The sequence below is a fragment of the Microvirga tunisiensis genome (assembly GCF_009296175.1).
Classification (GTDB): Bacteria; Pseudomonadota; Alphaproteobacteria; order Rhizobiales; family Beijerinckiaceae; genus Microvirga; species Microvirga tunisiensis.
In genome coordinates, this window is record NZ_VOSK01000010.1 from 44,776 (window position 1) to 67,592 (window position 22,817).

Consider the following 22,817-nt stretch of genomic DNA (forward strand, 5'->3'; position numbering starts at 1 on the left):
GCCAGCAATCCGCTAATCCTTCCGTACTGCCTTCACCTCGGCCTCGGTCGGCATGAACGACGTGCCGTCCTTGTAGGTCCAGTCCGTCATGCCGCCGGCGGCGCCCTTGAGCACGAGTTTGCCGACCCAGGCCCCCATGGTGGACTGGTTGTCGATGCCGCGCATGGTGACGGGACCGATGACGGTGTCGAACTTCGCATCCTCGAGCGCCTTGATGATCGCCTCGGTCTCCGTGGAGCCCGCGCGGTCGATGGCGTCGCGGATCATGTTGACGACCATATAGCCGAGGAGCGAGCCGAGACGCGGCGTCTCGTTGTACTTGGCGCGATAGGCATCGACGAAGGCCTTGTGCGTCGGTTCCTTGACCTCGTCCCAGGGATAGCCGGTCACGGTCCAGCCCGCGGGCACCTCGTCCTTCAGGGGCAGGAGCCATTCGGGCTCGCCGGTGAGGAGCGAGAGGACCGTCGCGCCCTCGAAGAGGCCGCGGGTGTTGCCCTCGCGCACGAACTGGGTGAGGTCGGGTCCGAAGAGCACGTTGAAGATGCCGTCTGGCTTGGCCTGTTCGAGCGCCGAGGCGGTGGCGCCCGCCTCGATCTTGCCGAGCGCCGGATATTGCTCTGCGACGATCTGGGCTCCAGGCACCCGCTCCTGGATCAGGCGCTTGAAGACGGCCGCCGCCGATTGGCCGTATTCGTAGTTCGGCGCGACGATGGCCCAGCGCTTCGCGCCCGAGGCCTTGGCCTGATCCACCAGCATGCCGACCTGCATGAAGTTGTTGGGCCGGATGCGGAAGGTGTAGCGGTTGCCCTGTGCCATGGTGACGGCATCGGTCAGGGGTTCGGCGGCGATGTAGACGATCTTCTTCTGGTTGGCGAAATCCGCCATGGCGACGCCGACATTCGACAGGAACGAGCCGAAGAGCAGCGATACGCCCTCGCGGCTCACGAGCTCGTCCGCCACGCGGGTGGCGCTGCCTGTGGTCGCGCCGTCGTCGCGCGAGACGATCTCGAGCTTGCGGCCCAGCACTCCGCCCTTGGCGTTGATCTCGTCGAGGGCCATCTGCCAGCCGTTGCGATAGGGCACGGTGAAGGCCGCCCATTGCGCATAGGAATTCAGTTCGCCGATCTTGATCGGGGCCTGCTGCGCGTGAACCGCCGGCGCTCCGAGCGCGAGCGCTGCTCCAAGAGCCAGCCAGCGGATCGTCGAAATCTTCGCCATTGCACGTTCCTTGCAAACGAGAACCTGCGTGGATTTAGGGCCAATCCCGGTTCGAAGAAAGCCCAAACTGCCGAGCTTCGTGAATTCCTGCCTTGCTTGAGCCAGGGAGGCAATGACACATTCGCCGCCTTCGTTCCCTGAACCCGGACAGGCCCATGCTCCTCGATCGAGACCCCGCCCATGCTTTCATGCCTTACCCGGCCATTCCAGTCCCCCATGCATCGAGCGGCCCGCTGTCGGGTCTGACCTTCGCCGCCAAGGATCTGTTCGATGTGGCCGGCTACCCGACGAGTGCGGGATCGCCCCACATGCTTGCCATGTCTGGCACCAAGACCCGGACGGCACCCACGGTGCAGAGGCTTCTCGATTCGGGCGCCCGTCTCGTCGGCAAGACGATCACCGACGAGCTGGCCTTTTCCATGAGCGGCAAGAACGCCCATTTCGGCGCGCCGGTGAACGGCGGTGCGCCGGATCGCATTCCGGGCGGCTCGTCCTCGGGCTCGGCGTCTGCCGTCTCGAACGGGCTGTGCGATTTCGCGCTCGGCACCGATACGGGCGGGTCCGTGCGGGCGCCGGCCAACCATTGCGGCCTCTTCGGCATTCGTCCGACCCATGGCCGGGTGAGCCTCGAAGGGTGCCACGATCTTGCGCCCTCCTTCGACACCTGCGGATATTTCACCCGCGACGGCGCCACTTTCGCCCGGGTCGGCGAGGTGCTGCTCGGGAAGGATCCCCAGCCGCTGCAGCCGAGCCCACGGGTACTCCTGGCGCGCGACGCCTTTGCCCTTCTCCACAAAGAGGTGCGAGAGGCGCTTGCCCCGGCGCTGCGTCAAGCGGAAGGAGTGCTCGGCCAGCCGGAGCAGACCGAGGCGGCGCCGGACGGCTTCACGGCCCTTTACTGGGCGATGCGCTATATCCAGAGCCGCGAGGCCTGGACGGTCGATGGACCGATGATCGAGCGCTACCATCCGCCTCTCGGCCCCGGCGTAGCCGACCGGTTCGAGTTCTCGAGGGCCGTGACGGATGCGCAAGTGGCGGAAGCTCAGGTGATTCGGGCGGCTTTCCGTAAGCGGTTCGGCGCGCTCCTCGCCGATGACGCAGTGCTGATCCTGCCGACCATGCCCGACATCGCGCCGCTGCTCTCGGAGAGTGACGAGGCCCTGAACGATTATCGCAACAACGCCCTGAACCTGCTCTGCCTGTCGGTTCTGTCGGGCCTGCCGCAGGTCTCGATCCCGCTCGCGTCCCGATCCGGCGCGCCCCTGGGGCTGTCGCTCATGGGACCGGCCGGGTCCGATATGAGTCTTGTTGCACTGGCACACCGAATCGCCGACAGCGCATCCGAATGACGGGACCCATCCCGCCTGGCCGGAGTTACCGGCAGGAGCGAGGGAGCACACAAACCGCCTCGAGCGCATCGTGCGAAAACGTGGACACGGTTTCCCGGACCGAACGATGCGCCATTTAAGGGATTGAGCATCGGACCCAGAAGTGGGGTCACTTCTGGGTCCGATGCCCTAAGGGGAAGAAACATGACACATCCAGCCGTTCATCCGGAAACACCTCATGTGGCGGTGGCGAGTGCCTGCATCGTGGGCGAAGGACCCGTCTGGGACCATCGCTCGAACACGCTCTTCTGGGTCGACATCAAGAACCCGGGCATCTGGCGTTACCATCCGGAGACGACGGAGCATTTTCGCGTCGACGCGCCGGAACGGGTGGGCTTCATCGCCCTGACGCCCGACCAGGATGTGGTCGTCGCCGGCTTCAAGTCGGGGCTTGCCCGCTTCAATCTCAGGACCGGCGAAGTGCAGCCCATCGTGTCTCCCGACAAGGACAAGCCGAACAACCGCATCAACGACGGCCATGTGGGACCGGACGGCGCCATCTATTTCGGCACCATGGACGATGAGGAGAAAGAGGGCTCGGGTGCCTTCTGGCGCTGGGACGGCAAGGAGCTGACCCAGTTCCATTCCGGCATCGTCGTCACCAACGGACCGGCCTTCAGCCCGGACGGGCAGATGCTTTACGCAACCGACACGATGGATGGAACGGTCTATGTTCTGGATGCTCAAGGAGGCCAGATCGGCAAGCCGCGCCCATTCGTCCGCTTCGAAGAAGGGTGGGCCCATCCGGATGGCATGGCGGTCGATGCGGAGGGTTATGTCTGGGTCTGCCACTGGGGCGCTTCGCGCATCACCCGCTTCGCGCCGGACGGTTCGGTCGAACGCATCGTGCCCGTTCCCACGGCGCAGGTGACGAAATGCGCCTTCGGCGGGCCCGATCTCACCACGCTCTACATCACCACGGCGGCCATCGGCCGCGATCCGCATATCGACGTGATGGCAGGCCATCTCTTCAAGGTCGAGACAGACGTTCGTGGCCTTCAGGCCCACATTTTCGAGGGGTAGGGATCATGACTATCGAGCGTTTCGGCACCTTGAACGGGCAGGATGTGCTGCAGGTCTCGCTGACGGGACCGGACGGCATCGCGATGCAGGTCCTCACCTGGGGCGCCGTGGTGCGGGATCTCGCCGTGCCACTGGCCGGGAGCTCGCAGCGGGTGGTGCTGGGTCTGAATTCCATTGAGGATTACGTCGCCCATTCCCCTTATTTCGGTGCCATCGTCGGGCGCTACGGCAACCGTATCGGGAAGGCACAATTCATTCTGAACGGCGAGACCTACGGGCTCGATGCCAACGAGGGCGAGAACCAGCTTCACGGAGGCAGCAAGGGCTTCGGCACGCGCCTGTGGAGCATCGTCGACCACACGTCTTCCAGCGTAACCCTGAGCTTGGTGTCCGAAGACGGCGACATGGGCTATCCGGGCCGCCTCGTGGCGACCTGCACCTATACCCTCCTGCCGTCGCTTCGCCTTCGGATCGAGCTTGAGGCGACGACCGACATGCCGACGCCGGTCAACCTCACCACCCATGGCTATTTCAACCTTGACGGCGGCCCCGACATTTCCTCCCATGAGCTGACGATCGCAGGCGACTTCATCACGCCGACCCGGCCCGATCTCATTCCGACGGGCGAGATCGTGTCGGTTGCAGGCACCGACTACGATTTCACAGCGCCGAGGCCGATCCATGGGGCGCAGCCCACCCTCTACGACATCAACTACGTGCTGCGCGGGCCCTATGGCGAGCTTCGCCGCGCGGCGACACTGGAGTCACGCCAGAATGGTCTCTCTATGGAATTGTGGACCACGGAGCCCGGCGTTCAGTTCTATGACGGTCATCTGATCGACATGCCGGTCCAGGGCTTGGGCGGCACCCAGTACGGCCGCCATGGCGGGCTTTGCCTGGAGCCGCAGCGCTTCCCCGACAGCCCCAATAAAGCCCATTTTCCATCGTCTATCCTGCCGCGCGGGCAGGTTTCCCGACAGGTCAGCGAGCTCCGGTTCTCTCGTTGAGCGAGGGAACTTTGCTTTTGTGGAATTGTTCTTCTTTGTAGGCGTTGCGTTTCCGGTCAAACACGAACCAAGAAGGGATAGTTCCCCATGCCGGTGCTCGATGCGAAAGCCTTGGAGATCGACCCAAAGGGAGCGGCCTTCCTGAAGAGTGTTTTGCGTCCTATGCCCGTGCCGCAGGCGCCCCCCAAGGAAGCATCCCGGATCGTCAAGATCCGGTTCTACGCGCTGAAGCGGTCAAGGGAGTTCGCGACCGGCGCGGCGTGACGGGCCATTTTCAGGCCCGCCAGCTTTTCTCACGCATCTTCAACCACGGCCGCCAATCCGCGCTTGGCAAGAAGCGCGTCTGCGGTCGGCAGGCGCCCGCGGAAGGCCGTATAGGCCTCGGCCGGGTCGCGCAGATTGCCGGCTGAGTAGATGAAGCGCTTCAGCTTGTCCGCCATGTCCTTGTTGAAGGCATCGCCCGTCTCTTTGAAAGCCGTGAAGGCGTCTGCATCCAGCACCTCCGACCAGAGATAGCTGTAATAGCCCGACGAATAGCCATCGCCGGAAAATACATGCGTGAAATGCGGCGTGCGATGCCGCATGATGATCTCGCGCGGCATGCCGATCGTCCGCAGGGTTTCCGCCTCGAAAGCCGACACGTCGAGATTGCCTAGATCCTTGCGGCGGTGAAGCGCCAGATCGACGAAGGCGGAGGACAGATATTCGACCGTGGCGAAGCCCTGGTTGAAATTGCGCGCGGCCATCAGACGTTCGAGCAGTTCTTCCGGAATCGGTTCGCCGGTCCGGTAATGGGTTGCATACCAACGCAGGATGTCAGGCTGCGACAGCCAGTGCTCGTAGAGCTGCGAGGGAAGCTCCACGAAATCCGTCGACACGGCCGTGCCGGCAAGAAGCGGATAGGTTACGTTCGAGAGCAGGCCGTGCAGGCCATGGCCGAACTCATGGAACAGCGTGCGCGCATCATCAAAACTCAGGAGCGACGGCTCACCCGCGGCACCCTTGGCGAAGTTCATCACGTTGACGATGATCGGCCGGATATCGCCGGTAAGCTTTTCCTGCGAGCGGAAGGCGCTCATCCAGGCGCCGCTGCGCTTGGACGAGCGCGCGAAATAATCCCCGATGAAGGTACCGATGTGATTGCCGCCTGCATCCAACACCTGCCAAGCGCGGATGTCAGGGTGATAGCGCGGGAAGTCCTTCAGCTCCTCGAAGCTGAGACCGAAGAGCCGGTGCGCCGTCTCGAACGAAGCCTCGATGATCCGGTCGAGCTGGAAATAGGGCTTGATGGTCGCTTCATCGAGATTGTGACGCGCCATGCGGACCTGATCGGCATAATAGCGCCAGTCCCACGGCTCGATGACGATATTGTCGCCGATCGATTGTGCCTGGGCCTGCAGATCGTCGCGCTCCCTTTTCGCGCGGGCGATGGCCGGCGTCCAGACGTCGTTCAGGAGCTTCTGCACGTTGTCGGGTGTCTTTGCCATCGTGTCGGCGAGCTTGAAATCGGAGAACGTCTCGTAGCCGAGAAGTTTCGCCCGCTCCGCACGCAAGGCCGCCGTCTCGGCGATGATCGCCTTGTTGTCGGTAGCATTGCCATTGTCGCCGCGCGCTGCCCAGGCTTTGAAAGCCTGCTCGCGTAGATCGCGCCGCTTGGAGAATTGCAGGAAAGGCTCAATGCTGGAGCGGGAGAGGGTGATCACATACTTGCCCTTCAGCCCGCGCTCCTCGGCAGCCTGAGCCGCTGCTTCGCGTAGGAAAGACGGCAGACCTTCGAGATCGGCTTCGCCCTCGAGAACGAGCTGATAGGATTTCTCGTCCGCCAGCACGTTCTGCGAGAAATGAGTGCCAAGACTCGCCAGCCTCTCGGTAATGGCGGCGAGGCGCTTCTTCTCGTCCAGTCCGAGCTTCGCACCGGCGCGCACGAAAATGGTGTGGTAACGGTCGAGGACGCGGGCCTGCTCAGAGGAAAGACCGAGGCTGTCGCGCTTCTCGTAGAGCGCCGCCACGCGCTTGTAGAGCGCCTCGTTCATGAAGATGCTGTTGCGGTGCTTGGCAAGGATCGGAGCCATCTCGCGCTCGACGGCCTGGATCGCATCATTGGTGTGCGAACCGGCAAGATTGAAGAACACACCACCGACCTTCTTCAGCGTCTGTCCGCTCATCTCCAGCGCTTCGATGGTGTTGGCGAAGGTCGGCACCTCCGCATTGTCGGCAATGGCCGCGATCTGCGCCTGCTGCTCGGCGAGCGCCGTGTCGAAGGCAGGTTTGTAATGCTCCGGTGCGATGCTCTCGAAGGGCGGAAGACCGAAAGGGGTGGTCCAGGATGCAAGGAGAGGATTGCCTGAAAGAGCTGTGTCTGAAGCCGTCATGATCGGTCCTGCCTCTGAATGAAAGGGCTTAGTCTTAATCATCTCATCCGTTCGCGGAAAGGGGGCCGGCGTTCGCCGGAGCCGCCGTGCCCGCGAGATGACGCTGCAGGAACTCCAGGGACCGGGCGGTCGCATCGTCTTCCGCCGCCCCCCTGAAGCCGTGGCCCTGTCCGGGATAGACCTTGATTTCATGCGGCACGCTCTGTTGGCGCAGCAGCGCCTCGATCGCATAGGCGTTCGCCACCGGCACGATGGGATCGGCCGAGCCGTGCAGGACCAGGGTTGGCGGCAGCTTGGACGTGGTGGCGATTGCACCCTGCGGCAGCGGCCCGAAATAGTTCACCAGCGCCCTCACGCGCGGATCCGTGCTCGCCACGGCAAGTCCCAGTGCCGCTCCGAGCGAGATCCCGATGATGCCGATGCGATGTTGGTCGGCTCCCGGATGATCCGACGCGAAGGCGAGCGCATCCTGTACCGTGCCCATCCAGGGCATGAAGTTCTGGAACAGGGTGCTGAAAGAGGCCCGCTTCTCGCCCGTGCGGTCGAGATAGTGAACGAGGTGAACTTGGTAGCCGGCCGCCGCGACATCGCGGGCGCCCTCGCGGTACTGCGTATTATAGTTCAGGCCATCAGCGCCATGGAGCATGAGAACCGTGGGACGGGGCGAGGAGCCGGCCGTCTGGAAGGTTTCGACGGCAATGGCCTTGCCTCCACTTTTGAAGCTGCTTCGTTGGGTGGTGACTGGCATTGCGTTCGGCTTGTCCTGTTGGGCATGAGCGGTCGAAGAGGCAGCAAGGGCTGCACCGATCAGGATACTGCGTCTGGTGATCGACATGGGGCTGGGCGTTAAGGCGGGACTATCGGGATCTTTGGGAGATGGGATCGGCTTTCCCGTGCTTGCAGATGGCAAAAGGTCCCAGCTTTTCTCGAACAGACAAGCTTCCTGCTCTGCTCAAGGATCGTTTGGCCCTTGGAGGCGTTGTTTGCAGGTCGGCGAGATCGTCTCGCGGCTCAGCAGAGATTGACCGTATGCGCCCCACACCAGCTCCCGTGCCTCCCCCGGAGACGGAAATTCAGCCTCCCGGCGTTCCGGGCCTCTCTGGACTGCTGACCCTGGCCGTGGCTGTCGTCGTGCTGGCTGCCCTCTATGTGGGTCAGGACGTGTTCCTGCCAGTGGTGCTCGCCATCCTCCTGGCTTTCGTGCTCGCGCCTTTCGTCGACATGATGCGCAAGTGGCACATGGGCCGCGTGCCGGCCGTCATCATTGCGGTGCTCGTCGCCTTGGGCATCATCCTGTCTCTCGGTACCACTATCGGCTTCCAGGTCGCCGGCCTCGCCTCTGACATCCCCCGCTATCAAACCACGATCGAGAGCAAGGTCGGCTCATTAAGGGAGGGGACGCTCGGAAAGCTGCCGGCTCTCCTGAAGGATTTCGGCCGCCGCTTCGATAAAGCCGTCGCCGAACCGCCGCCGGAGCAGCAGGCGCCGGCCTCTTCCAGCGCCCCCGCGCCTCCGGCCGCCGAGGAGTCGGGCCCACTGCCTGTGGAGGTCCATGAGCCGGAACCGACCCCGGCCCAGATGGCCAGAGACCTCCTTCTGCCCCTGCTTGAGCCGCTGGCAACCACAGGCATCGTATTCGTGGTCCTGGTCTTCATCCTCATGCAGCGGGAGGATCTGCGCGATCGCATGATCCGCCTGTTCGGCGCCAGCGACCTTCATCGGACCACGGCTGCCATGGACGATGCGGCGCGCCGGCTCAGCCGGTATTTTCTGACCCAGCTCGCGCTGAATGCCGCTTTCGGCGTCGTGGCTGCCATTGGCTTATGGCTGATCGGGGTGCCAAGCCCCATCCTGTGGGGGGTGTTCGCCGCGCTGATGCGCTTCGTGCCCTATATCGGCTCCTTCGTTGCAGCTCTGCCGCCGATCCTGCTCGCCGCCGCTGTCGATCCGGGTTGGTCGATGGCGCTCATGACACTGGCACTGTTCCTCATCGGCGAGCCGCTGATGGGGCACGTGGTCGAGCCGATCGTGTATGGACAGAGCACGGGCCTCTCGCCCTTCGCCGTCGTCATCTCGGCGATCTTCTGGACCTGGCTTTGGGGGCCTGTGGGCCTGCTCATCGCAACCCCCCTGACGCTCTGCCTGGTGGTGCTGGGCCGACACGTGGAGCGGCTTGAATTTTTGGATGTGTTGCTCGGCGACCGGCCTGCGCTGACGCCGGCCGAGAACCTCTACCAGCGCATGCTCGCCGGCGATCCGGACGAGGCATTGGAATCGGCGGAACTCCTGCTGAAGGAACGCTCGCTCACATCCTATTACGACGAGGTTGCTCTGAGGGGGCTTCAGCTTGCCGCCAACGATGCCACCCGTGGGGTCCTCACCAAGCTCCAGCTCGAACAGGTCAAGGATGTGATCCGGGCATTGGTGCAGGACCTCGGCAGCCACGACGATGTGGAACCTCACCCGCACGAGACCAAGGACGAGCCCGTCGCGGCACCCGCGAGCGAAAAGCCTGCCAACAAAGAACCGGCGGTGACGCAGCCGATGCCGCCGGAAAGCAATATTCCCGAAGCCTGGAGAGCGGAAGGAGCGATTCTGTGCGTCGCCGGACGCGGCCCGCTAGATGAGGCCGCATCGGAGATGCTGGCGCAGCTTCTGAGCAAGCATGGGCTGGGCACCCGCGTTATCCCGCATTCGGCCGTGTCGCGCCGGGAGATCTTCAATCTCGACATGTCCGGCGTGCAGATGGTGTGCATCAGCTACCTGGAGATCAGCGGCACGCCGGCGCATCTGCGATATCTGCTGCGCCGGCTGAAGCAGAAGGCGAAGGCTCCGACCCTGGTCGGTCTCTGGCCTGCGGAAGATGCGATTCTGAAAAGCGAGACGATGCGCGCCACCCTGGGCGCCAATTACTATGTCTCGTCCTTAAGGGAAGCAGTGGTGCAGGGCCTGAAAGTGGCAACGGGCGAGGAAAAGCTGCCGGAACCGGCCAATACGTCCGCGGCCGAAGAGGCAACGGCAGCCAAGCGACTGCCGTTGCCGGCTTGACTCGGTTTAAGCTGCGGCTTCCTTGAGAAAGTTCTCGGCGTAGTGGCAGGCGACCTGACGGCCGTCGAGTTCGCGCAATTGCGGACGCTCCACCTTGCAGCGCTCGGTCACATAGGGGCAGCGGGTCGAGAACACGCAGCCTTTCGGCGGGTTAAGCGGCGAGGGCAGTTCGCCTTTGAGCACGATGCGCTTGCGCTTCACGCCGGTGATGCCGGGCGTGGAGGAGAGAAGCGCCTGCGTATAGGGGTGCAGCGGACGGGCGTAGATCCTGTCCTTCGGACCGTGCTCGACCGCGTGGCCGAGATACATGACGAGCACGTCATGGGCGATGTGCCGGACGACGCCGAGATCGTGCGAGATGAAGAGATAGGCAAGGCCCATCTCCTGTTGCAGATCGGCGAGAAGGTTGAGCACCTGAGCCTGAATCGACACATCGAGGGCCGATACTGGCTCGTCCGCGACCACGAGCTTCGGCGAGAGCATGAGTGCGCGAGCAATTGCGATGCGCTGGCGCTGTCCGCCTGAGAACATGTGCGGATAGCGATTGTAGTGCTCCGGCCGCAAACCCACCTTCGCCATCATTGCCCGCGCTCGCTCGGTGCGCTCCGAAGAGGACAGCTTGGTGTTGATGGCGAGCGGCTCTTCCAGGATCGTACCCACTTTCTTGCGCGGGTTGAGCGAGCCGTAAGGGTTCTGGAACACCAGCTGCACCATGCGGCGCAGCTCCCTGGCATAATTCGACGGCGGATGGACCGCATCGATGCCGTCGAGAGAGAGCGAACCTTCCGTCGGCTTCTCGATGAGCGTCACCATGCGCGCGAGCGTGGACTTGCCGCAGCCGGATTCACCCACGACGGCGAGCGTCTTGCCGGGCTCGATGGCAAAGGAAATGCCGCCGACGGCCTGCAGATGGCCTGGCTCCTTGAACAGGCCGCGTTTGACCTTGTAGACCTGCTTCAGGCCTTTGGCTTCGACAACGGGAGTGCTCACGACGCAGCCTCCGTCCCAATGGGGTGATCGTGTTTGATTTCGGCATTCCGGTTCGGATCGCCGAGCGGATAATGGCAGCGGATATGGCCGCCGGCCCAGGGGCGCAGGTCAGGGCGCACGCTGCGCGAATGCTCCGTGGCATAGGCGCAGCGCGGGCTGAACAGGCAGCCCCTCGGGCGGTCGTAGAGGCCGGGAACCACACCAGGGATCGTCGCAAGGCGCCCGCCTTCGCTGCGCTCCGGGAGAGCGGCAAGCAGAGCCGCCGTGTAAGGGTGCTGCGGCGAGGCGAAGAGATCCACCGCGGAACGCTCCTCCATGATCTGGCCCGCGTACATCACCATCACGCGCTTGGCGGTGTCGGCGACAACGCCCATGTTGTGGGTGATCATGACGAGTCCCATGTTGCGCTCCTTCTGGAGCGTCATGAGCAGGTCGAGGATCTGCGCCTGGATCGTCACGTCGAGAGCGGTGGTGGGCTCGTCCGCAATCAGCAACTTCGGATTGCAGGCGATCGCCATGGCGATCATCACGCGCTGGTTCATGCCGCCCGAGAGCTGATGCGGATAGGCGGAGAGGCGGCTTTCCGGCGAGGGAATGCCGACCTGTTCCAGGAGTTCGATGACCCGGCGGCGCGCTGCCTTGCGGTCCATACCCTCGTGCAGACGCAGGGTCTCGGTGAGCTGGAAACCGATGGTGAAGGACGGGTTCAAACTCGTCATCGGCTCCTGAAAGATCATCGCGACGTCCTTGCCCGTAAGCTTGCGCCGCTCCTTGTCGGAGATCGTCAGGAGGTCGCGGCCGTTGAAGGTGAGCTTGTCAGCTCTCACGCGGCCGGGAAAGGGAATGAGCCCCATGAGGGCCAGCATCGTGACGCTTTTGCCGGAGCCGGATTCGCCCACGACGCCGAGAACCTCGCCCTCCTCGAGCTTGAGGCTCACGCCATCAACGGCACGCATGATGCCGCCTTGGGTCGGGAATTCGACCGACAGATTTTCAATTTCGACTAGAGCCATGATCAGCGCTTCAGTTTTGGATCGAGGGCGTCGCGAAGACCGTCGCCCAGAAGATTGAAGGCAAGCACCGTGACGAGGATGGCGAGACCCGGGAAGGTCACGACCCACCAGGCGCGAAGCACGAATTCGCGGGCATCGGCCAGCATGGTGCCCCATTCAGGAGAAGGAGGCTGCGCGCCGAGGCCGAGGAAGCCGAGCGCGGCAGCATCCAGGATCGCGGTCGAGATGCCGAGGGATGCCTGCACGATCAGGGGGGCGGTGCAGTTCGGCAGCACTTCCTTGAACATCAATCGCGTCGTGCCGGCGCCGCTCACGCGGGCCGCCGTCACATAATCCTTTGAGGTTTCGGTGATCACCGCCGCGCGGGCAAGGCGCACGTAATGCGGCAGGATCACGAGGGCAACCGCCAGCATCGCATTCATCAGGCCAGGGCCGAGCACCGCTACGATCACGATGGCGAGCAGGAGGCTTGGCAGCGTGAGGACGATATCCATCAGGCGCATGATGAAGATCTCGGTCAGGCCACGGAAGAAGCCTGCCACGAGTCCGAGCACGGTGCCGATCGCGATCGAGATGGACACCACCACGATGCCGATGAGCAAGGACAGCCGCGCGCCGTAGATCAGACGGGACAGGATATCGCGCCCGATGGGGTCCGTGCCGAGCGGATAAGCTATCGAGCCGCCTTCCTGCCAGAACGGAGGCTTGAGCGCGATGGCAGTGTTCGTGACATTGGGGTCATGAGGGGCGATCACGTTCGCCAGCAATGCGACGAGCACCACGGTGACAATGATCACGAGCCCGGCAACAGCGCCATGGTTGGCGCTGAAATAGCCCCAGAACTCGCGGAGGGGATGGGGCGGGGTGGCCGTCGGCACTGCGACGGCCGGGGCTTCCATGGTTTCAGTGGTCATCGCGTATGCCTGATGCGAGGATTGATGAGCCCGTAGGCAAGATCGACGAGAAGGTTCACGCCCATCACGACGACGCCGAGCAGAAGGGCGCCGCCCTGCAGTACGGGATAATCGCGGCGGAAGATGGCATCGATGAGCCATTTGCCGACGCCCGGCCAGGAAAAGATGGTTTCCGTGAGGATCGCGCCGGTGAACAGCACGCCTACCTGCAGGCCGATCACCGTTACGACGGGAATGAGGGCATTGCGCAGGGCATGCAGGGCGACGATGCGGAACCGGGAGAGTCCCTTGGCCTTGGCGGTGCGGATGTAATCCTCACCGAGCACTTCCAGCATCGCCGAGCGCGTCATGCGGGCGATGACGGCGAGCGGAACGGTGCCGAGCACGATGGTGGGCAGGATCAGGTGGTTCACCGCCGACCAGAAGGCTTCAGGCTCATCGGAGAGCAACGTGTCGATCAGCAGGAAACCGGTGATCGGCTCGATGTAGTACAGCACGTCGATCCGGCCGGAGACCGGGGTCAGGTCGAACTGCACCGAAAACAGCAGGATGAGGATCAAGCCCCACCAGAAGATCGGCATGGAATAACCGGCGAGCGAGATGCCCATGACTCCATGGTCGAAGATCGAGTTTCGCTTGATCGCAGCGATGATGCCGGCCGGAAGACCGAGAACAAGCGCAAAGATGATGGCACAAAGTGCCAGCTCAATGGTGGCCGGGAACAGCGCCGAGAACTCGTTCAGCACTGGCTCCTGCGTGATCATCGACTTGCCCAGATCGCCTTGAAGGACGCGGGCCAGGTAGATTCCATATTGGACGATGATCGGCTTATCGAAGCCGTATTCCTTGCGGAGCTGCTCGTGGCGGGCAGGGTCGATGCCGCGCTCGCCGGCAAGCGTTTCGATGGGATCGCCTGGCACCAGGCGGATCAGGAAGAAGGCCAGCAACGTGATTCCGATGAAGGTCGGAATGATCAGGCTGACGCGAGTTAAGATGAATCTGAGCATCGTCTGAACGTAAAAAGGCGGAGCGGCTTTTTTGAGCCGCTCCGCCGCAGGTTGATGGGATTAGCTTACTTGCCCTTAAGGTCCACGCCGTAGAAGGTGTGGCGGCCGAACGGCGAGAGCTTGAAATCCACGACTTCCTTGCGGACCGGCTTCAGCTGCACGGCGTGAGCGATCGTGAACCAGGGAGCCTGCTCTTTGAAGATCTTCTGAGCTTCTTGATAGAGCTTGGTGCGCTCGGCCTGGTTGGTCACGACCTTCGCCTTCGTCACGAGATCGTCGAACGGCTTGTAGCACCACTTGGCGATGTTCGAGCCGGAAGCGCTCTGCGCCGAGGCGCAGCCCAGCAGGGTATGCAGGAAGTTGTCCGGATCGCCGTTATCGCCGGTCCAGCCGAGCTGAGCCATCTGGTGCTCGCCGGCCTGGGCCCGCTTGCGGTACTCACCCCACTCGAAGCTCTTGATTTCAGCCTTCACGCCAATCTTGGCGAGATCGGCCTGCATGAGCTCGGCGATGCGGCGCGCATTCGGGTTGTAGGGACGCTGAACCGGCATGGCCCAGAGGTCGGTCTCGAGGCCATTCGGGTAGCCAGCTTCCGCCAGAAGCTTCTTGGCCGCTTCGGGGTTGTACTCGTCTTCCTTCACGGAGTCGTTGTACGACCACATGGACGGCGGGATCGGGTTCTTGGCCGGAACGCCGGAGCCGAGGAAGACGGCATCGACGATGGCCTTCTTGTTCATGGCCATGTTGACGGCCTTGCGGACGCGCACGTCGTCGAAGGGCTTCTTCGTGGTCTGGTAGGCAAGGTAGCCGATGTTCAGGCCGGCCTGCTCCATAAGCGTGACGTTCGGGTCCTTCTTGATGGCCTCGATGTCAGCCGGGTTCGGATACGGCATCACATGGCATTCGCCCTTCTGAAGCTTAGCCCAGCGGACGGAGGCATCCGGGGTGATGGCGAACACGAGATCGTCGATCTTCGCCTTGCCGCCCCAATATTCAGGGAAGGCCTTGAAGCGGACGATTGCGTCCTTCTGGTAGTTGACGAGGGTGAACGGGCCCGAGCCGATCGGATCCTGGTCGATCTTCTCCGGCGTGCCGGCCTTCAGCATGGCGTCGGCATATTCCTTCGACTGGACGCCGGCCCACTGCATGGCGAGGTTCGACAGGAAGGGAGCTTCAGGCTGATTGAGGGTGATGCGGACAGTGTAGTCGTCGACCTTTTCCACCGACTTCAGCAGCTTGGGCATGCCCATGTCCGTGAAGTAGGAGTGGTTCGGGCTCGTGACCTTGAAGTAAGGATTGTCTTCCTTCCACTGACGCTCAAGCATGAACACAATGTCGTCGGCGTTCAGGTTGCGGGTCGGCTTGAAAGCCTTATTGGAGTGGAACTTCGCGTTCTTGCGGATATGGAAGGTATAGACCGTGCCATCAGCCGAGATGTCCCATTTCTCGGCGAGGCCGGGAACAACCTGCGTGCCACCGCGCTCGAAATCCACGATGTTGTCGTAGATGTGCTCGTTCACGTCGAATGAAGTGCCGGTGGTGTTGATGCCGGGATAGAAGTTTTCTGGGCTGCCCTCGGAGCAGTAGACGAGGGTTTTGGCGGCCAGCGGAGCGGCGGCCAGAAAGGCCGGAACGCAGATGGCTGCGAAAAGGGCTGATTTTTTCATTACCTAGGTCCTCTGAGACGGCTCTACTCGTGGCCGTTCTGTGACGGAGTTAAGGTGCGAAGCCCCGATAATGTCAATCTGTCCATGCAACAATGGATAATTTTTAAAAGAAATTTACCATTTTCTGCCTCTGCGGCAGTCCAAATCAGCACCCTCAGGGGTCAATTTTCCGCGATTCTGGGTGCTTTTCGGCCAAAGTCGCCCAAAAGCCCTTGCCCACAATTGGCAGCCCGGGAGGCATCGTCAGATGGACGAGCTTCGATCCTGTTCCCAGCGGGTCGCTGCGGTAACCTTCGCAGCCAGATCGGCGCGGCTGAAGGGCTTGTGGAGCATCAGATAACCGTTCGGCAGCCGCTTCGGATCGGCATATCCCGTCACGAGCAGGATGCTGAGGTCGGACCGTATCTCTCTTGCCTTGTCGGCCAAGTCGGTTCCTGTCATGCCGGGCATCGCAAAATCGGCAATGAGGACATCAATCTGATCGTCCGCCTTCAGGATATCGAGGGCTGACAATCCGTCTGCAGCCTCCACAACCCGATGTCCCATCTCGTTGAGATAGGCCGCCGTCACAGTTCTCACTTCCGCATCGTCATCGACGAGAAGAATGCGCATCTTGGGCGCGTTAGGTGCAATCGCCGGCTCCTCCTGCGGACCGTCCTCCCGCTCAACGGCCGCACGGGACAGGTAAAGCTCGACAGTCGTGCCTGCCCCGATCGTGCTGTGAATGGTCACGGTGCCGCCGGATTGCTGCGCCAGCCCATAGACCATGGGCAACCCGAGCCCTGTTCCCTTGCCAACCTCCTTCGTGGTGAAGAAGGGCTCGAGTACCCTCGCCAGAACCTCCGGTGGAATGCCGCTGCCCGTATCTTTGACAGAGATCACCACGTACTCACCACCGCTCAACTCCGTAATCCTTCCCTCGTCCACCGTCTCGTTGCGGGTCGAGAGAGTGAGGACCCCGTTCTCGGTCATGGCGTCGCGGGCATTGATGCACAGGTTGAGGATCGCGAGTTCGAGCTGATCCGGGTCGACCATGGCTGTCCACAAGCCATCATGAAGATGCCGCTCGATCCGGATGACGCCGCCAAGAGTCCGCGTCAGCAGATCGTTCATGCCGGTGATAACCTGGTTCACGTCCACGGCCTGCAGCCGCAGGTCGCGTTGGCGGCTGAAGCTCAGGAGCCGCTGGGTCAGGGAGGCGCCGCGCTCCGCCGCATAGGTGGCGTTCTGCAGCAGCCGTGTCAGCCTGGGATCGTCAGGCGCCCGGCGCGAGGCGAGGTCCAGGCTGCCGAGGACAGCCATCAGCAGGTTGTTGAAGTCGTGGGCGACACCGCCAGCGAGAGTCCCGAGGGCCTGCATCTTGTCCGCCTGCCGCAGGCGCATCTCCATCAGCTTGCGCTCGGTGATGTCGCGCTCGATAGTGGCGAGGTTCGTGACGGTTCCTGCCTCATCCAGGATCGGAATATGGTTGATGAGGACCCACTGTGTCGTACCGTCGGGCGAGGTTCGCTCTTCGATCACGTCATCGGGCGCGCGCGCCGCAATGGCCCGGCGCTCCGCCTCTTCGATCATCGTAGCCCGTTCCGGCGAGACATAGTCCCTTTCCTTGCGGCCCAGGCAATCTTCCGAGTTGCAGCCAAGGCTTCGCGCCTTGCTGGCGTTCAGGCGGACGAAGCGGCCGTCCAGATCCTTGAACGAGATCAGATCGCCCGTGCTTTCCATCAGCCCGTGCAATAGCGCGCGCTCCGTGTCGAGCTTGCGGGCCAGCATGCGCCGCTGATAGGCCGTGGCCACCATGTTGGAGAGGGCGGCCGGATCCCAGGGTTTCGGAACGTAGGCCATGATGCGGCCCTTGTTGACCGCACCGATTACTGCCTTGAGATCCGCATAGCCGGTGAGAAGGATCGCATCGGCATCGGTCTCGTGGCGGGCCTTGGCCAGGAACTCGTCGCCCTGCATCTCAGGCATGCGCTGATCCGAGATGATGATGGCGATGTCAGGTTCCTGCCGAATGATGTCGAGCGCTTGGATTGGAGACGAGGCCGTCAGAACCCGGTAGTCGTTCTCGAACAGATCCTCGAGCGCAATCAGGATGTCCGGTTCGTCATCGACGACCAGGATCGTGCCACTGGTTGAAGTCATCTCGCTCGACAAGGTCATGAAACAATATGCCTCGGGATCGTGATGGTGAAGCTGGCGCCCCCCAAGGCACCTGAATCCACCGCAATCGATCCTTTATGGGCCTGGACGACGCTATAAGCGATAGCCAGACCAAGTCCAGTTCCAGACCCGACGGGCTTGGTGGTAAAGAACGGTTCGAAGATGCGTTCCCGCAATTCCCCTGGAATTCCCGGACCTGTATCGCTGATCTTGATGGTATAGGTTGCCTCGTTGTTTGCAGTTTCAATGTCTATGCCACCGGTGCCCTTGATCGCATCGGCGGCATTTCCGACGATGTTCATGACCACCTGGTTCAAAAGGGCCGGGGAGCAATAGAGGTCTGGGACGGCGTTGTAATGGCGGCGCACGTCGATCCGGGTGCCGAGCTTATGGCCAAGGAGCGCCAGCACGGTCTCAATGGATTCCGGCACGTTGATCGTCTGAAAATCGCCTTCGTCGAGCCGTGAAAAGCGCCTTAGGTTGAGAACAAGTTCCTGAATTCGCGCGAGGCCAAGCTTCATCGCACCGACGCGATCGCGCGATTTCTGCACCTGCCGCTCAAGACCTCCCTCCGGTGGGAGTTTCGCGGCAATCTCGGTGAGCAATTTCTCCACAGTCCCCTGGTGCGCCTGGATAAAGGCGAGGGGGTTGTTGATTTCATGGGCGATACCGGCCACCAATTCGCCAAGCGACGCCATCTTGGCCGCCTGAACGAGTTGGGCCTGCGTGCCCTTCAAGAGGTCGTTGGCCTCTGCCAGTTCGTTGTTGGCTTTGGCCAACGCGTCCGCCGAGGCAGCCTCTGCCCGGGCCTTGGCGAGGGCCAGCTCCTGCTCGCGCAGCTCAGCCTCGATGCGCCAGTTCTCATCCTGCATGAGCTTACGCCGGACGAGCGCGCGAATGCGCACGCGCATCACATCGGCCTCGATTGTGGAGGGAACGATATCGTCCACGCCCGCGGCAAAGGCGCGTGCGAGCATGTTGCCGCCCTCCTCGTTGCCCAGACCGACAATGGCAAAGCTTGGGGCATCCGTGCCTGGCAGGGGCGCGAGCCCGCGATAGAGATTCAGCTGTCGGCACAGCTCGATGCCGTCGAAGTCCGGGCTGAGCAGGTTGATCAGAATGCAGTCCCATTTGGCATCTGGCGAGCGGACCTGCCGGAGAGCTTCGGTCGGCTCCGAGACCGGCGTCACCGCATATCCTTCATGGGCCAGCAGGTTCTGGAGATAGGTGCGGCGTGTCGGGCTGTCGTCCACGATCAGGACACAGGCCCGGCGGAAGGTGCCGAAGCTGGGGGATTGCCGCTCTTCCTTGGGATCGCCAATGGGGGATGAGCGACGGCGTAGCAGCGCCTGGATCCGCAGAACGATCAGTTCCTGCTCGGCGGATTTGGAGATGTAGGCATCCGCGCCGCTCTCCAGGCCTTGGCGCTCGACCGCACGCTCACGCGCTTCCGTCAGCATGATCACCGGGATCGCCCGCGTCCGCACGTTGAGGCGCATCTGGCGGGTCAATTCGTCCCCGTTCATGCCGGGCAGGTGGTAATCGGCGATGATGAGGTCGGGCAGCTTTTCGTTCAGGCTGTCGAGAGCGGCTTCCGCCGTGGAGCGCCACGAGACGTGAAAGCCGCTCGTTTCCAGCATATGGCGCAACTGCAGCGCCTGCGTCTCCGAGTCTTCAACCAGGAGGATCTCGGCCGCCTGCGCAACGGATCCTGCGCTCATTCGCCGTCTCCCCTTGCCAGTCTCAGAATGCGTGGCGCAATCAGGTCGAGGGGCAGGCTGACATTGACGCCGCCCATGCGGGTTGCCGCTGCCGGCATGCCATAGACGACGGCGGTGCTTTCATCCTCTGCCAGTCCATAGCCCCCGGCCTGGCGCATTTCGACGAGGCCCAGCGCCCCATCCTCGCCCATGCCGGTGAGAATGACCCCAAGCCCCCTCCGGCCCGCCGAGCGGGCCATTGACTGGAACAGCATGGTGGCGGAAGGCCGCTGATTGCCCACGGGCGGTTCCGCACTCACCTTCAGGGTGCCCGCAGGAGAAAGCAGCAGGTGCCGGTCACCGGGAGCGACATAAACATTCCCGGCTGTCGGGATCTCATGATCCTGGGCCAAGCGGACCTTCAGAGGCATCAGCCCGTTCAGCCAGGAGGCGAAGCCCTCCATGAACGGAGCCCCCATGTGCTGGACGAGGAGGATCGGTAGCGGAAAGTCCTCCGGGAGGGCTCCCAGGACCTTGGCGAGGGCTGGCGGCCCGCCCGTGGAGGCGGCAATGCCCATGATGCTCGGGAGTGTCGCGCTCCATTCCGGATCGCGCTTTGGAGCCGTGTTCGTGACCTTATCGCGCCATGGTGCGAACGAGCGCTGTCGGACGACCGGTACCTGGCTCATGATGTAGAGCTGGGTGCAGATGGTGCTGGCGATCCCCGCATAATTGGCGCTGGAGAGGCCGACAGGCTTTTCCACCACCGTGAGCGCACCGGCCCGGAGCGCATTCATGGAGATCTTCAGCGACGAATCCTCGATGCTGTCGGCAATGACGACGATGGGCGTCGGGTGCTCCGACATGATTTGGCGTGTCGCATCGAGCCCGTCCATTCCCGGAAGGCGGATGTCCATGGACACGACGTCCGGTTGCACGCGGCCGATTTCCCGGAGCGCCTCCTCGGCCGAGCTGACGGCGGCTGCGACTACGAGGCGCGGATCGCTGGCGATGATATGGACGAGCAGCTGACGGACGACGAGGGAATCCTCGACGACCATCACACGGACTCGTGGTTGAGACGCCATACTCATCGCCGGCAACTCACAACACCTGCCCGATCGTTGCCAGGAGTTCGCGCTGATCGAACTTCTGCTTTGTAATATAGGCGCTCGCGCCCAGATCGAGACCCTTGCGTACATCCTCCGGGTCGGCGCGCGAAGTCATGAGGATCACGGGAAGGGTGGACAGCCGTTGGTCGTTCTTGATCGCCTGCAGCAGGCCGAAGCCGTCCATGCGCGGCATTTCCACGTCGGCAATGACGAGATCGACGATGGCCTCGCCCGAGCGCAGCACGTGGAGGGCGTCGATGCCGTCAACGCTGAGGAGAACCGCGTAACCTTGCGCTTCCAGGATACTCTTCTCAAGGGTGCGGGTTGTGATGGAATCATCGACCACGAGAATGGTCCTCGCCCGGCGTCCCTCCTCGGGAGCCCATCGGGTCAAGCCTAGGCCTCCGGCCGCGAGCTTGCCTTCGTTCTTTACCCACTGCTCGACCAACTTGTCCGGGCTCAGCACGAGGGCCGGCAACTCGTTTTCCAGAAGAACGGTGCCCGAAACCAGCTCGTTCAGGCCGATCGCCTGGACGTCGCTGACCAGCATTGTGCGAACATCGTGGAATGCATTGACGGCGAGCGCACAGGTGCGGGAACCATGACGGACGAGCACGGCCTTCACGTGTCCTGCCTCGGTGGGGAGGGGTGCATTCGGGGATCCTGTCAGGGTAGCGAGGGCGACGACTGGAACGATAACGTCTTCTCCCCCGATCTCGATCCGTGCCGTGGGACGGCCTTCCACACTTTCCAGCGTACTGGCAGGCAGCCGCAGGAGGCGCTCCACTGCATGGGATGGCAAGCCGAACGTCCGCTCCTCGGCTTCCAGCAGCAGCAGCGGCTGGCGCGCCGCCGTGAAAGGCACGTTCAGCAGAACCTCTGTTCCATGAGGATAGCGCGGCCGCAGCAGAACCGAACCTTGCAGCTTGCGAACCGCTTCCGCGACGACGGAAAGCCCCATGCCGCGGCCCGACAAGCGGTCGACTTCGCCAGCCGTCGAGAAGCCGGGGGTGAAGACGAGGGACAGCAGCTGATCCATCATCTGCGGGAGATGGCCTGCATCCCGCGGCTGCAGCAGCCCGCGTTCGACGGCGACCTGCTCAATGCGCGCCAGATTGGGGCCGCGTCCGTCGTCGCGGATGCTGATGGCCAGACGTCCGCCACGGGAGGCCAATTCCAGGCTCACCTCGGCCCGCTCGGGCTTACCCTTGGCGACGCGCTCCTCCGGCGGCTCGGCACCGTGGCTCACCGCATTGCGGAGAAGGTGCATCACGGGATCCTTGAGGGCCTGAAGCACTTGCCGGTCTACCTGAATGTCGAGGCCGATGCTGCGCACATGCACGTCGCGTCCGGCTTTGCGCGCGATCTCGCGCACCATATGGCCGAAACCGCCGAAAACGGTTTCCGCCGACACGAGAGATACGCGGTCAATGCTGTCACGCACCTGGCGTGCCGCCTGCTCAATGGACCAACTCGATTGCCTTCTGTCCCGGGACAGGGCGGACAGCCTGCGAAACAGCGCTTTCAGGCCCTGATCGAAATCGCGCAGGTGTGGAGCAATCGATGGGCCGTTGCGGCCCTGTTGTGCTTGTGCTGCGTGACCGAGGGCGTTCACCTGCGCATGCAGCTGATCCCAGCCTCTCCTCAAGCCACGAATCTCCAGCTCGATCTGCCGCAACGTCTCGTCGATCCCTTCATCTGCCTGCAGCTCCGCCAGGAGCTGGTGCATGGAATTGGACAACTCCTCCATTTGCTCGACGGCAACGCGGAGATAGGAGCCTGTGCCGGTGTCGGCGGAAGCATCCGTCTTCGGGCCATCTGGTTCCGGTTCAAGCACCACGGGCTTCGACGCCGGGGCTGAGGGCGTCTGCGGTCCTGACGGCTTCAGGACATCCGCGACAAGATCTTCGATGAGGTCGAGATTCTGCCGCACCGTGGCGATGGCGGGGTCGTCCAGGGCTTGTTGCCCATCGAGCACCTGGGAGAAGAGTGCTTCGAGCTGGTGCGCGACCTCTTCCACCGCCGGAAGGTCGACAGCGCGGGCTGCTCCTTTGAGGCTGTGCGCCCGGCGAAAGACATCCATTAGGTCGATCTCCCCCCCGCCTGCATGATCGAGCGCGGTTCGGATCGCCTGAAGATGCTCCCGGTGCTCCGCCTCGAAGGCTGCCAGCAGCTGCTTGCGAATATCCGTCACGATG

Annotated in this window: 17 protein-coding genes; 5 read left to right on the forward strand and 12 right to left on the reverse strand. The window is 62.9% G+C overall.

Translation table 11 applies throughout. From position 1 onward, the window contains the following. Window positions 1-12: 12 nt before the first annotated feature. Window positions 13-1,218 (reverse strand): ABC transporter substrate-binding protein, encoded by a 1,206-nt coding sequence (locus tag FS320_RS05670; RefSeq protein WP_152710119.1) that lies wholly within the window; start codon window positions 1,216-1,218, stop codon window positions 13-15. Window positions 1,219-1,373: 155 nt separating this feature from the next. On the opposite strand from FS320_RS05670, the gene FS320_RS05675 reads away from it, so the two are divergent. The 4 genes from FS320_RS05675 to FS320_RS45075 all read left to right on the forward strand — a co-directional run bounded on the left by FS320_RS05675 (window position 1,374) and on the right by FS320_RS45075 (window position 4,900). Further along, window positions 1,374-2,567, forward strand: coding sequence for an amidase (locus tag FS320_RS05675; protein WP_152710120.1), 1,194 nt, complete (start codon window positions 1,374-1,376; stop codon window positions 2,565-2,567). Between the two features lie 183 nt (window positions 2,568-2,750). Next, on the forward strand, window positions 2,751-3,629 hold the full coding sequence (locus FS320_RS05680; protein WP_152710121.1) for an SMP-30/gluconolactonase/LRE family protein: 879 nt from the start codon (window positions 2,751-2,753) through the stop codon (window positions 3,627-3,629). 5 nt (window positions 3,630-3,634) lie between these two features. Beyond that, a complete protein-coding gene (locus FS320_RS05685) occupies window positions 3,635-4,636 on the forward strand; it encodes an aldose epimerase family protein (RefSeq protein WP_152710122.1) in 1,002 nt (333 codons plus the stop codon). 87 nt (window positions 4,637-4,723) lie between these two features. Then, window positions 4,724-4,900, forward strand: a complete 177-nt coding sequence (locus tag FS320_RS45075) for a hypothetical protein (RefSeq protein ID WP_153885288.1) — start codon at window positions 4,724-4,726, stop codon at window positions 4,898-4,900. 29 nt (window positions 4,901-4,929) lie between these two features. Here the strand turns inward: FS320_RS45075 and FS320_RS05690 are convergent, their stop codons facing one another. Both FS320_RS05690 and FS320_RS05695 read right to left on the reverse strand, forming a co-directional pair. Beyond that, entirely contained in the window at window positions 4,930-7,008 is a 2,079-nt protein-coding gene (locus FS320_RS05690) for a M3 family metallopeptidase (RefSeq protein ID WP_152710123.1), read from the reverse strand. Between the two features lie 43 nt (window positions 7,009-7,051). Continuing rightward, window positions 7,052-7,843, reverse strand: a complete 792-nt coding sequence (locus FS320_RS05695) for a dienelactone hydrolase family protein (RefSeq protein WP_244626985.1) — start codon at window positions 7,841-7,843, stop codon at window positions 7,052-7,054. 194 nt (window positions 7,844-8,037) lie between these two features. Between FS320_RS05695 and FS320_RS05700 the strand changes: the two genes are divergently transcribed. Continuing rightward, window positions 8,038-10,056, forward strand: coding sequence for an AI-2E family transporter (locus tag FS320_RS05700; RefSeq protein WP_152710124.1), 2,019 nt, complete (start codon window positions 8,038-8,040; stop codon window positions 10,054-10,056). Window positions 10,057-10,062: 6 nt separating this feature from the next. Here the strand turns inward: FS320_RS05700 and FS320_RS05705 are convergent, their stop codons facing one another. The 9 genes from FS320_RS05705 to FS320_RS05745 form a co-directional block, all read right to left on the reverse strand. Continuing rightward, complete coding sequence (locus tag FS320_RS05705) at window positions 10,063-11,046, reverse strand: dipeptide ABC transporter ATP-binding protein (RefSeq protein ID WP_162002844.1); 984 nt, start codon at window positions 11,044-11,046, stop codon at window positions 10,063-10,065. Further along, a complete protein-coding gene (locus tag FS320_RS05710) occupies window positions 11,043-12,059 on the reverse strand; it encodes an ABC transporter ATP-binding protein (RefSeq protein ID WP_152710126.1) in 1,017 nt (338 codons plus the stop codon). The genes FS320_RS05705 and FS320_RS05710 overlap by 4 nt, the downstream gene beginning before the upstream one ends. A 2-nt stretch (window positions 12,060-12,061) precedes the next feature. Further along, complete coding sequence (locus tag FS320_RS05715) at window positions 12,062-12,973, reverse strand: ABC transporter permease subunit (RefSeq protein WP_152710127.1); 912 nt, start codon at window positions 12,971-12,973, stop codon at window positions 12,062-12,064. After that, on the reverse strand, window positions 12,970-13,980 hold the full coding sequence (locus FS320_RS05720) for an ABC transporter permease subunit (protein ID WP_152710128.1): 1,011 nt from the start codon (window positions 13,978-13,980) through the stop codon (window positions 12,970-12,972). The genes FS320_RS05715 and FS320_RS05720 overlap by 4 nt, the downstream gene beginning before the upstream one ends. 65 nt (window positions 13,981-14,045) lie before the next feature. Beyond that, complete coding sequence (locus FS320_RS05725; RefSeq protein ID WP_152710129.1) at window positions 14,046-15,647, reverse strand: ABC transporter substrate-binding protein; 1,602 nt, start codon at window positions 15,645-15,647, stop codon at window positions 14,046-14,048. A gap of 243 nt (window positions 15,648-15,890) precedes the next feature. Then, window positions 15,891-17,807 carry a response regulator gene (locus FS320_RS05730; protein ID WP_152710130.1) on the reverse strand — a complete coding sequence of 639 codons (1,917 nt, stop codon included), beginning with the start codon at window positions 17,805-17,807 and terminating at the stop codon, window positions 15,891-15,893. Beyond that, on the reverse strand, window positions 17,804-19,528 hold the full coding sequence (locus tag FS320_RS05735; RefSeq protein WP_152710131.1) for a response regulator: 1,725 nt from the start codon (window positions 19,526-19,528) through the stop codon (window positions 17,804-17,806). The genes FS320_RS05730 and FS320_RS05735 overlap by 4 nt, the downstream gene beginning before the upstream one ends. Beyond that, the gene (cheB, locus tag FS320_RS05740) at window positions 19,525-20,601 is read right to left on the reverse strand and encodes a chemotaxis-specific protein-glutamate methyltransferase CheB (protein ID WP_152710132.1); all 1,077 of its coding nucleotides are present in this window, start codon (window positions 20,599-20,601) and stop codon (window positions 19,525-19,527) included. Before cheB ends, FS320_RS05735 begins: the two co-directional genes overlap by 4 nt. A gap of 10 nt (window positions 20,602-20,611) precedes the next feature. Continuing rightward, window positions 20,612-22,813 carry a response regulator gene (locus FS320_RS05745; protein ID WP_162002845.1) on the reverse strand — a complete coding sequence of 734 codons (2,202 nt, stop codon included), beginning with the start codon at window positions 22,811-22,813 and terminating at the stop codon, window positions 20,612-20,614. Between the last annotated feature and the right edge of the window lie 4 nt (window positions 22,814-22,817).